At 47.8% G+C, this 10,681-nt stretch carries 10 protein-coding genes; 7 read left to right on the forward strand and 3 right to left on the reverse strand.

Going from position 1 to position 10,681, the window contains the following annotated elements; all coding sequences use genetic code 11:
- Positions 1-5: 5 nt before the first annotated feature.
- The 3 genes from AC5JLB_RS16935 (at position 6) to AC5JLB_RS16945 (ending at position 2,534) form a co-directional block, all read left to right on the forward strand.
- Positions 6-620, forward strand: a complete 615-nt coding sequence (locus tag AC5JLB_RS16935) for a hypothetical protein (RefSeq protein ID WP_495874999.1) — start codon at positions 6-8, stop codon at positions 618-620.
- Between the two features lie 135 nt (positions 621-755).
- A complete protein-coding gene (gene rnc / locus AC5JLB_RS16940) occupies positions 756-1,469 on the forward strand; it encodes a ribonuclease III (RefSeq protein ID WP_495875000.1) in 714 nt (237 codons plus the stop codon).
- Positions 1,470-1,487: 18 nt separating this feature from the next.
- On the forward strand, positions 1,488-2,534 hold the full coding sequence (locus AC5JLB_RS16945) for a Gfo/Idh/MocA family protein (RefSeq protein ID WP_495875001.1): 1,047 nt from the start codon (positions 1,488-1,490) through the stop codon (positions 2,532-2,534).
- Positions 2,535-2,547: 13 nt separating this feature from the next.
- Here the strand turns inward: AC5JLB_RS16945 and AC5JLB_RS16950 are convergent, their stop codons facing one another.
- Positions 2,548-4,530, reverse strand: coding sequence for an ATP-binding protein (locus AC5JLB_RS16950; protein ID WP_495875002.1), 1,983 nt, complete (start codon positions 4,528-4,530; stop codon positions 2,548-2,550).
- A gap of 610 nt (positions 4,531-5,140) precedes the next feature.
- On the opposite strand from AC5JLB_RS16950, the gene AC5JLB_RS16955 reads away from it, so the two are divergent.
- Both AC5JLB_RS16955 and AC5JLB_RS16960 read left to right on the forward strand, forming a co-directional pair.
- Complete coding sequence (locus tag AC5JLB_RS16955; RefSeq protein WP_495875003.1) at positions 5,141-6,334, forward strand: GNAT family N-acetyltransferase; 1,194 nt, start codon at positions 5,141-5,143, stop codon at positions 6,332-6,334.
- Between the two features lie 63 nt (positions 6,335-6,397).
- Complete coding sequence (locus tag AC5JLB_RS16960) at positions 6,398-6,781, forward strand: DUF4346 domain-containing protein (RefSeq protein ID WP_495875004.1); 384 nt, start codon at positions 6,398-6,400, stop codon at positions 6,779-6,781.
- 63 nt (positions 6,782-6,844) lie between these two features.
- Here the strand turns inward: AC5JLB_RS16960 and psb32 are convergent, their stop codons facing one another.
- Positions 6,845-7,534 carry a photosystem II repair protein Psb32 gene (gene psb32, locus AC5JLB_RS16965; protein ID WP_495875005.1) on the reverse strand — a complete coding sequence of 230 codons (690 nt, stop codon included), beginning with the start codon at positions 7,532-7,534 and terminating at the stop codon, positions 6,845-6,847.
- 177 nt (positions 7,535-7,711) lie between these two features.
- On the opposite strand from psb32, the gene AC5JLB_RS16970 reads away from it, so the two are divergent.
- Together AC5JLB_RS16970 and AC5JLB_RS16975 are read left to right on the forward strand one after the other, a co-directional pair.
- Complete coding sequence (locus tag AC5JLB_RS16970; RefSeq protein ID WP_495875006.1) at positions 7,712-8,146, forward strand: peroxiredoxin; 435 nt, start codon at positions 7,712-7,714, stop codon at positions 8,144-8,146.
- A gap of 205 nt (positions 8,147-8,351) precedes the next feature.
- Positions 8,352-9,977, forward strand: a complete 1,626-nt coding sequence (locus tag AC5JLB_RS16975) for a C39 family peptidase (RefSeq protein WP_495875007.1) — start codon at positions 8,352-8,354, stop codon at positions 9,975-9,977.
- Between the two features lie 192 nt (positions 9,978-10,169).
- Here AC5JLB_RS16975 and AC5JLB_RS16980 read toward each other — a convergent pair whose 3' ends face one another.
- Complete coding sequence (locus AC5JLB_RS16980) at positions 10,170-10,439, reverse strand: GlsB/YeaQ/YmgE family stress response membrane protein (RefSeq protein ID WP_495875008.1); 270 nt, start codon at positions 10,437-10,439, stop codon at positions 10,170-10,172.
- Positions 10,440-10,681 lie beyond the last annotated feature (242 nt).

The following is a 10,681-nucleotide window of genomic DNA, read 5'->3' on the forward strand; positions in this document are numbered from 1 at the left end:
GGTCTGTGAACAGCCAACTTCCCGTGCTTGATAGTTCAAAATATCTAGAGGTTCCTTCGCCAACTGGTCCGCTATTAGCGATCAGTGAGCAAAAAAAGAGCGGACTCATTCTCTGCAAAGATTACCATGCTGAATTTGCAGGTCCTGGAGCCGCTATTAACTGCTTGGTTGAGCCTGCTTATCGGGCTGTCATTGCGATCGGGTCACCAACCCTAGCTCCGATGTTTACGGTAGAAGATCGCCGCAGAGCCTATGGCCGGCGCATTCAGTGGGGACGCTGGTTGCAAAGAATTGTAGAAAATCCGGAGCCTACAATCAGAGCCGAGAAGCTTCTAGCGGGCTTTGAAGAATTTTTTGGGCGGCAGGTTGTCGTGAGTCTGCCAGGTGAAGTCTTGGCATTATTAGCAGGTGTCTTTCCAGGAACTATTGAAACAGTGCGATCGCAGCACTGGCGCACAAACCGCTTCGATGCCGCAGTCTACCTATCCTGTTCAGATCAACTCAAAGTAACGACCATTTCTCTGGAAACTGGGCAGCGGGAAGTCACTTCTGTTCCGCTCCTTACTACAGCAACGGTCAGCGAAATTGAGCAAACTTACGCCGTACTTCGGTCTGCCTAGTTGTCCTTAGTTGTAGTGAATCAATTGTGGTGAATCGTTAGGTCAACTGAATCGTTAGGTCAGGCACTAGACTATACGCAGTAGAATCCCTTTAGGATGAGAAGAGTCCTCCCCTAATCTGATCTGAACGATCCCATGACCCTTGCATATCCTCGTCGTCAGCAGGAACTTGAGGCGCTAGTGCAGAGACTAGGCTTATCTCAACATTCGTCGCTCAGATGGGACTTGTTAGATTTGTCGCTGACTCATGCGACCTTCTCAGCCGACAAAAACTATGAACAGTTGGAGTTTGTCGGCGATGCGGTTGTTAAGCTTGCCGCCGCAGAGTTTTTGCTAGAAGTTTATCCTGAGCTAAAGGTAGGAGAATTTACAGCGTTGAGATCGGTGCTAGTGAGCGATTATATTCTCTCTCAAATTGCAGACCAGTATGGCTTTGATCGATATCTTCTGGTCGCATCAAGCGCTAAGTTCGACCAAGCAGGGCGAGAATCACGCTTAGCGGATTCGTTGGAAGCCGTGTTAGCCGCACTTTATCTCAGCACTCACAATTTATCGCTGATCCGCTCGTGGCTGGATGAACACTTTAAGCGGTTAGCGAAAGAGATTTTAGCAGACCCCGCTCGGCAAAATTACAAAGCTGCTTTACAAAACTGGACACAAGCTCACCAAAAAATATTGCCTGAGTATCGCACCATCGAAACTGGGCACACTCACAATGATCCCCACCGCTTCGTGTCGGAAGTGCTGGTTGGGGGGCGGTCTATGGGTCAGGGCAGTGGGCGGTCGCGCAAAGCTGCCGAACAAGCCGCCGCACAAGTTGCATTTTTAGCGCTGAGTGGTCAGTTGTAGAGTAACAAGGGAAGCTCGATGAAGAAGCCTACTAGAATCGCGGTTTTCGGAGTTGGGCGATGGGGCACTCATCTGCTGCGGAATTTTTTGGAACATGCAGAGGCAGAGGTTGTGGCGGTTGTTGATCCCTGGGCTGAGCAGCTTGCGATCGCAGTCCAACGGTTCGAGCTTGACGACCGAGTGTTTGTCACCACGCAATGGCAGGATGCTCTAGAGTTAAGCGGCCTAGAAGCAGTCGCGATCGCCACGCCTGCCGAAACCCACTATGCTTTGATTACAGCCGCCCTTAAGCAAGGACTGCACGTTCTAGCAGAGAAACCGCTTACCTTAAGCACCGCAGAATCGGTTCAACTTTGCCGTCTCGCGGCTGAGCAGCACCGTCAACTTGTCGTGGATCATACTTACCTATTTCACCCCGCTGTTTTACAGGGGAGGATGTTAGTCAAGTCGTTAGGAGACTTGCGCTATGCCTATGCTGCTCGAACTCATCTCAGTCCGGTTCGTCAAGATGTTGATGCGCTTTGGGATTTAGCGATTCATGATATTGCAATTTTAAATTATTGGTTAGCCCAAACGCCTTGTGAAGTGCAGGCAAGAGGTCAGGTTTGGCTCCAGCCTAACGCGCTGCCATGTAAATCATCTCATTTGTTTCCTAATGGTCTTGCTGATACAGTTTGGGCGACGTTAATTTACCCGAGTGGATTTCAGGCAACGCTTCATCTCAGTTGGCTTAATTCAGATAAGCAGCGCCGGATGTGCTTGGTTGGTGAGCAGGGAAGCCTAATTTTTGATGAACTAGCAGCAGAACCGTTGATGATTCAGTGGGGACAGTTTGAGCGTCAAGGAAATCGGTTTAGTCCCGTTAATCAACGCCAAGAAGCCATCAAACTGTCTTCTGGAGAGCCTCTAAATCAGGTTTGTGAGCATTTTCTAGCCTGCGTGCATCGCAATCAACCGTCTGATATCTCTCCCGGTTGGCTAGGGGCGGAACTCGTGCAAATCCTGGTTGCCCTATCTGAGTCGATGCAGCAGGGAGGACGAGTGATGGGCTTAGCCAAGCTCTAAATTGCGTTGCCTTTCAGCTATTCGGTACACTGACCGGATGTTTCACCTCAGAGTGAGCCTCCTCGATCGCGGGTAAGTCCGGCTTGCTTAGCTCAATTAAGGGCAACCAAATCCGAAAGATGCTGCCATTATTGGGGAAAGAATTGAAGGACAAGGTTCCTCCGTGTAGCTCTGCCAATCGCTTTGTGAGGGCAAGCCCGAGTCCGGTTCCTTCGTGCTTGCGAGTCAGGGAAGAATCGATCTGCTGGAAGGGACGAAACAGCAGATGCCACCGCTCTTCAGGAATACCGATGCCTGAATCTGAGATTTCTAGACACAGGTAGGGCGTCTCAGGATTGATGGGGCTGCGATCGGGGCGCGGATCGAGTTGTAGCTGGCGTCCATAGCCCAACCACGCGCCGAGTTTGACTTGGCCCCCTTCAGGGGTAAATTTCACGGCGTTAGAGAGCAAATTGATCACCATTTGCCGCACTCGCCGCTCATCCATCAAGACACGCTCAATCTGGTCATCAAGGTTGAGCGTCAACTTCAAACGCTTCATCTCTGCGCCTGGCTGAACCATTTTCAGACATTGATGGCAGAGGTCTTGAATCGAAACCGATTGTAGATTCAGTTCTACTTTTCCGGCTTCGACTTTAGCAATATCTAATAAATCATTGATGATTTTGAGCAAGTGGAGGGCGGCATCGTCCGCTTGCTGAAGAAACTCCAATTCTTCGTTGCGATCGTCGCAGCACCCGTCTCTGACCAAGCGAACGCAGCCAATAATCGCGTTGAGCGGCGTCCGCAATTCATGAGATGTGGTGGCTAAAAACTCGCTCTTCATCTGATTGGCTTCCTGCGCCTCTTGCCAAGCCGCTTCGAGTTCTTTAGCGCGATCCTCCAGCCGCTCAACCATGTTGTCGAGAGCTTCTGCCAAGAGATTCAGTTCTCGAACTTTAAAGTCTTTGGGGGCGCGATCGCCAGCATACCGATGCCGAATTTGCATCGCATAATCGCTCAACTGCTCGATTGGACGTGCTAGGTCTCGCGTAAGATACAGTGTCGAGAGCAAAATTGCCGTCAGCAATCCCAGAGTCAGAATAATTAGGACTTGCTTAATCTCTTCTAGGCTATAGAGCGCCGTATCCATAGAGATAGTTGCCAAGACGGCCCAATTCCGGGTTTCAGTGGCACTTATGGCAATGGGGACAGCGCTGTAGCCCGCGAGCCATTCAGCCCCTCGTTCTTCAAATGCAAAGAGAGAGAGGGCATCTTGCTTTCCGGCGATCGCATTTTCGACTAAGCTCTTCAACCGATCTGCATCGGCTTCCTGGTTGACGTTTCGCCCGACCTGCTCTGCGATCGGATGCGCTAAGATTTCGCCGTCCTGGTCAATCACCACCGTATAGCCAGTAATGCTGTTTGATTCGGGTTCGGGCTGCGGATAGAGGGCCGTCTTGGCACTCAGGGCATAGCGGATATTGGAGCCGATCTGCACAGGGGCACTCAAAACCAAATTAAGCTGGTTTTTTAAAGGCGCTTGAGTTTCTGGAGGTCGAACCAGAGAGATTCGCACGGCGTTTGGCTTAGCAAATTCTCGTCCACCTATCGACGACCAATCGCTGCCTGATACGGGAATGATTGCAGTTTTGCCGCAGGTACTCGCTTTGATTTTTTGAGTCTGTAAATCAGTCAACTGAACGCAGCTCAATGCCACGGGTGAGGCTTGCTGAAACTGGTCTAGAAATTCGTAAGCTTGGGATGGAGACCCCGACCGGAGAGCAGCCGATCCGGTTGCAGTGGCCAAATTCGATCGCAAGGCGTTGATGGTTCCCCGTAAACTATCGGCTTTTCGCACCGCACTCGCAGTCAAATTCTGTCGCGCGGTTTCTAAAAATCCCGATCGCGCCTTTTTGTATGCCACAACTTCTCCGGTCAACAACACCGGGATGCTGAGGAGTAACAAACGTCTCAGCAAAACTCGACGGAATGAGGACTGACGGGGCTTCGTCATAACCACTCTACTCAATACTCAAAACACTCAAGGCTTGGAACCACGGAACAGTAGATGCGAACCAAGATACAGACTACAAGCAGGCGGCTGAATAAGGGGTGAATCTTCGCCATCAGATTTTATTTCGTCAGGAGCTTATTTCACACTAGTCAGCCCTCTAAATGGTTCTAGAGTAACGGATATGCGTTGACAATTGCGAACAACAAAAATAACAAGTCAATCTAGTCACAACTTTTAGCCTTCACGATTCTTAGACTTTAGTTCTGCCAAGCACGAGGATAGCAGTAAGGCTAAGACATTAGATAAAACTGCGGTTTGTCGAGAAAGCTCACTCTTACCGCATCATTTGGAGAACCGTCGTACTGCGTATCGATATTGGGTATTGATCGCTTCAATAGAAACTCTGACTCAACTCACTCGAAACTTCAGCTTTAGCCGTCACACTCCTTCTAACCATATAAGAAATTCTCTCGCCATTAACGGTAAGGGCTAACATTCCCTCAGAATCTTTAAGAGATTCAGTTAAGACATTCGCTTAGTCAGCCGTATCTGTAGACGCAACAGCACTGAGAAATTTAGATTAAGCTGTATGAAGTGTTGATGTCTAGGTATGGTGGAACAGCTTAAGCCTCGCTATTCGGTTGCCTGGATTAACAAGATTTCTGAAATCCCTCAAGCAGCCTGGGATGCCCTCGCGCTCCCTTTAAAGACGCCTTTTTTTGAGTGGGATTGGCTCCATACAATGGAAACGTCGGGCAGTACAACGGCGAAATCAGGCTGGTTGCCAAATCATCTGACAATATGGCGTGACTATCATCTAATTGCGATCGCTCCGCTCTACGTCAAGGGGCACAGCTACGGAGAATTTGTCTTTGATCACCAGTGGGCAGATCTAGCGAGTCGTTTAGGGATTGAATACTATCCAAAGCTGCTTGGCATGTCGCCATTTACGCCAGCTGAGGGCTATCGATTTTTGATTGCGCCGGGCGAGGATGAGGACGAACTAACTGAATTGATGGTGGACGCGATCGAGCATTTTTGCACCCGAAACCGGATTTCGGGCTGTAATTTTCTCTACGTCGATCCAGCATGGCGGCAAACGATGGAGCGTCATGGGTTTAGCAGTTGGCTGCACCATAGTTTTGTCTGGTCTAATCAGAACTATGAGACGTTTGATGATTATTTAGGTGCATTTAACTCAAATCAACGTCGCAACATTAAGCGTGAACGAAAAGCGGTGACAAATGCTGGACTCCAGTTCAAGATTTTGACAGGTGAACAGATTCCCAAGTCGCTGTTTCCTACCATGTACAACTTCTACGCCGATACCTGCGACAAGTTTGGCTGGTGGGGAAGCAAGTATTTGACGAAGAGATTTTTTGAGCAGCTTTACCCGAATTACTGTCATCGAGTCGTCTTTTTTGCGGCTTATGCTCACGGGGATGATCGCCATCCAATTGGCATGTCGTTTTGTTTAAGGAAGGACGATCGCTTATACGGTCGCTACTGGGGCTGCACTCAAGAACTGGATAACTTACACTTCGATGCCTGTTATTACACGCCGATTGAGTGGGCAATCGACAACGGGATTCAACTTTTTGATCCAGGAGCAGGCGGACGCCACAAAAAGCGGCGCGGATTTCCAGCAATGCCAAACTATTCGCTGCATCGGTTCTATAACAGTCGCCTGTCCCAAATTTTGCGAAGCCACATCGAGCAAATTAACGATTTAGAACAGCAGGAAATAGACGCCATTAATCAAGATTTACCGTTCAAACAAGAGGCAATTCAATTTCAGATTTAGCGCTGAAAAGCAGATCGAATTCTCTTAAAATGTTAGTCAAAACCCACGTTAGAACTTTGAACTATGGCTCAGTCTGTTGTTGACCCAACTGCGCTAGATGACAAGCTTTCCCAACGGTTTATCGAACTCGATCCGAGCGGATATTTTATTATTTGCCTCGATCGCGATGCCCGCTTCATCTACGCAGAACACTACACCAATACAATTAACGACAAAGGCCTTGCTTGCGATCCTGAGACCGGAGAGCCGCTTCCTTGCAATGGCAGCTTAAAGCGTCAAGCCAGTACGTTGTTTAAGGGCAGAACGGCTAAAGAACTATGCATCGAAATTTTTGAAAAACCTAAAACATGTTTAGTGAGCCGTCTCGATCATGCTGCCTATTTGGGACGAGAATTTGTGCGGGCAGAAGAGGCGCTATTAAGCGGAGAGGAATATATTCAAGATTAAAGGGCGCATGATGGCTACGCCCTTGAAAGTTTTAGCGAACTTTAGGGTGTTAGCGAAAAAGGGTTAGCGAACATACCAGTAATACGTTGCCATTGGAATCACGGTTGCGGCAAGCAGCAAGCCAATCACCCACGGAATTGCATTACTCTGTTTCGTTTCTTCAGGTGTCGCAAAGGTTCCTTCGACTTGAACGTTGTCAATCACCTCTGGCGGGCCTGGATCAGGCGCGCCTGAAAGGACAGCAACCAAGCGATCGCTAGCATCCAAAAAGGCTTGGTTGTAGCGATTGCCTTGGCGCAACGGCGCTTGAATCGTTTCTTGGGACACGCTTTGCGCGATCGCATGGGGCATCAATTCTTTTACCTTGTCGCCTGTTGCGATCGCAGAATTATTCGTCAGGCTATCAATCACGATCAAGGTTTGATTTTCCGCCGCTTCGGCAGTGGGGAACCATTGTTTGAACAACTTTTCGGTAAACGAGTCAATCGTCTCATCATAATCGAGGCGTCGAATCGTTACGTAGCGAACGGTTTGCCCAGTTTTTTCCTCCAACTCGCTAAGCGTCGTATTGAGTTTTCCTTCGTTGATGCGACTGATGATGTCGGCTAAATCAACAACGTGAGTATCACCCGATGCCGTAGGCACTTCATATAAGCTAGTTGCGCACGCTGGAGCAACCCAAACGAAAGACATTAGAATTAGAGCAAATGGCAGCAGCCAACGTCGATAAAACGGTGTGAGGAGCTTTTTCATAGCGGATCGATAGTTCGACAATCTTTTTCTCAAAATACAATGGCAGCAACTTGTTTGCGTTGACTTACCAGAAAAATTCGGTTTGTTCAAAAATGTGGTTTATCAACGCAACGCACTATCCCTAGCCCTTAAGGTATTACAATTATTAAGAAATTTGAAGGTCAAGGAGCGTTCATCATGCCTTTATCAGTTGGCGATACAGCCCCAGACTTTACAGTGAAGGACACGACGGGTACAACCATCAAGCTTGCAAACTATGTCGGTAAGAAGGTCGTCCTATATTTTTACCCAAAAGATGACACACCGGGATGCACCAAACAAGCCTGTAGTTTCCGCGATAACTACGAGCAATATTTAAGTAAAGGGATTACGGTTCTTGGGGTCAGCATGGACGATGAAGCGTCACATCAACAGTTTACAGACAAGTTCAACTTGCCGTTTCCTCTGTTGGCCGATACCGACGGTGCCATCACCAAAGCCTATGATGTCGATGGTGGCGGTTATGCAAAGCGGGTCACTTATGTGATTGATGACGGTAAGATTGCTCAGGTTTACGAATCTATTAAAACCGATACTCATGCATCCGATATTTTGGCAGGAATCGGCGCGTAGCTCTTGAGTTCAAGTCTGTACCATTATTTCAGTTTAACCATTTCACTTTAGGTGCCCCAATTCTCTTTCCAGGTTGGGGCATTTTTTTAGCACAAATTCCTGACGTAAGATTGGGCATTCTCAACTAAGAAACTCCTGTTTTCTAAGAATACTGAGTTCCCTGTTTAGCATCACTCATACCATTTTTATCTCAGGGATATCGACCATGACTACTACTGCTGTCGCTGATCTAATTGACACCCCGCTTACGTCGATCGGCGTTGCGACGCCGCCGACCTACTCAGGTCCGAGAGAAGTGTTGGTGAATAAGCCTGTCAATCTCAAGGGCAGCTATGATGCGAATCGGATTGCCAAGATTGCGATCGCAGCCGAAGATAAATTTCCGCTTCAGGTCACGACTAGCAATGGAACCTGGCAAATCTCGATGCCAAAAGGATTTTCTCAAGCCGGATCGCGTTGGATTCGTCTTAAAGGATTTGACACTGTTGGGAAGCTGATCGAAAACAAAGTGTTCTACATCACTGTTAGTACCGATCCGCTCACGGTGGGTCAAGCGTTGACGCTAAAAGTGATGCAAGACACTTACTTCAAAACATCACCAGCAGATTCGTCGCAATTAAATAGCCAGCAAAAGGTGTTAGTCAAAGCGGGACAAACCTTTCCTGTCAATCGCTACGGACTGATTGACGGGCACTTGAAGTTAGAAGTCGGACGAAACGTTGATGCGATCGGGAATTTTGGCTTCTTTTATGAGCCTCACGTTCAACTCAGCAAAGGCACGCAAATTCTTCGCTTCGCTCTTGATGACGTGCCTGATATTCCCTTGGCGGCTCAGTTGCTAATCACGTCTACAACGCTGATTAAGGCGCAACTGGCAGATTCTTCAACGCTAGCGGCTTCCCAAAAAGCTGATGTTCTGCAAGGTCAAACTCTCCAAATTATTGGATACGCTTGCACAGGCGGACACTTCCGGGTGACTTTGGCAGAGCCAATTCCAGGATTTGGAAATCGCGGATATGTCTATTGGCAATACGCTCAAATTAAGCGCAATGGTAAAGAAGTTCCGTATGATTCTGGTGCTCTGACAGTTACGGCTGTAACCGATACGATGCTTAAAAAGCGTCCGGTAGATTCGTCGCAACTGCAACCCGAAGAGCGCACTAATTTTAATAAACACACGTTCTACGGAATTTCGAGCTACATGGTGCAGGGCGGACATATCAAAGTGTCGCTCACAGAAGAAATTCCAGGATTTGGAAATACAGGCTACGTTTTCCCAGATTTTGCTCAGATGAAACGGGGAACGAAACCATTTAATCCAATTTTGCCTAGTGTTGAGATGAATGTTCCTTATTTCTCTCAGCGAGATAATCCGCGCTATTACTGGTCAACCTGTAACGTAACGTCGATCGCAATGGTGCTTTATTACTACGGGATACGATCGCAGTACGGACAGCTAGAAGACGAGTTGTTACAGTGGTGCTTCAACAAGGATGGGCAAGGCTCTCAAACCAATCACAATACCCTTGTTAGCTTAATTCAAGCCTATGGCTTCAAAGCGAGTTTTGACACAAAGCGATCGTGGCGAGACATCAAAGAAGAACTGATCAATGGTAATCCTGTTATTCTATGCGGGTTGTTTACCCATGGGGGGCACATTGTTACCGTAGTTGGCTTTACCCCAGATGGTTTCATTGTGAACGATCCCTGGGGAGATGCGCTGACAGGCTACACCTATACCGAAGGACGAAAAGTTCTTTATCCGTATAGCTACTGTCAGCAAGTTTGCGGGGGAGACGGTGACGTATGGGCACATTTTATTTCTAAGTAGATCTGATCCACACCAGCAGAGTTATGAGATCAATCTTCCGCTGGCGTGGATCAGGTTTATCCTGTCCTTTGAGAAGACCATGTAGGAAGGCTATGCTGATCGCAGAAGCTTAAACCATAGAAAAAGCCTCTGCTTTTGCAGAGGCTTAAGAGAGTGTCTCAAGTAGGGAAAACGTTTGCAGTAGCGTAAAAATTAAACAGCCCGACGCGTCAGTAAGTAGTAGAAGAATAGGGCTACAACTGCACCAAGTACAGCCACAAATAGACCAGTCAGACTGAATGCCGAAGCTGTCAGGGCCAGCGTTCCTGTTTCAAAGAAGGTCACGAGCGACCCACCTACAAAAGCTCCAATTACGCCAAGTAGCATTGTGCCTAAGATGCCACCGCTCTGATATCCAGGGTAGATTGCCTTTGCGATCGCGCCTGCTAATAATCCTAAGATTGCCCAAGCAAGAATATTCATTGAAATCTCCAAAAAGTTTGTATAAAAGTAAACTCGATTCAACCTGATGTGTTCAATTTAGCAATCGTTTCTTTCCAAACCGACCTGTCTAGAGATAGAAAATAATTTGCTCTCAAGAAATAGGTTCAGTATGGAAGTAATCTTTCTGACAGCAGAGTAGGCTCGAATTACTGCGAAAAATTTTCTATCTAGGTTGTGTTGATAATTATGTGAAGTTGGGCTGAATAAGCTAAAAGGCGATG

The organism is Myxacorys chilensis (genome assembly GCF_059505265.1).

Bases quoted from the DNA above. Each gene is read 5' to 3' on its own strand.
- rnc (WP_495875000.1), top strand. From the start codon at position 756: ATGACCCTTGCATATCCTCGTCGTCAGCAGGAACTTGAGGCGCTAGTG.
- AC5JLB_RS16945 (WP_495875001.1), top strand. From the start codon at position 1,488: ATGAAGAAGCCTACTAGAATCGCGGTTTTCGGAGTTGGGCGATGGGGC.
- AC5JLB_RS16950 (WP_495875002.1), bottom strand. From the start codon at position 4,530: ATGACGAAGCCCCGTCAGTCCTCATTCCGTCGAGTTTTGCTGAGACGT.
- AC5JLB_RS16955 (WP_495875003.1), top strand. From the start codon at position 5,141: ATGGTGGAACAGCTTAAGCCTCGCTATTCGGTTGCCTGGATTAACAAG.
- AC5JLB_RS16960 (WP_495875004.1), top strand. From the start codon at position 6,398: ATGGCTCAGTCTGTTGTTGACCCAACTGCGCTAGATGACAAGCTTTCC.
- psb32 (WP_495875005.1), bottom strand. From the start codon at position 7,534: ATGAAAAAGCTCCTCACACCGTTTTATCGACGTTGGCTGCTGCCATTT.
- AC5JLB_RS16970 (WP_495875006.1), top strand. From the start codon at position 7,712: ATGCCTTTATCAGTTGGCGATACAGCCCCAGACTTTACAGTGAAGGAC.
- AC5JLB_RS16975 (WP_495875007.1), top strand. From the start codon at position 8,352: ATGACTACTACTGCTGTCGCTGATCTAATTGACACCCCGCTTACGTCG.
- AC5JLB_RS16980 (WP_495875008.1), bottom strand. From the start codon at position 10,439: ATGAATATTCTTGCTTGGGCAATCTTAGGATTATTAGCAGGCGCGATC.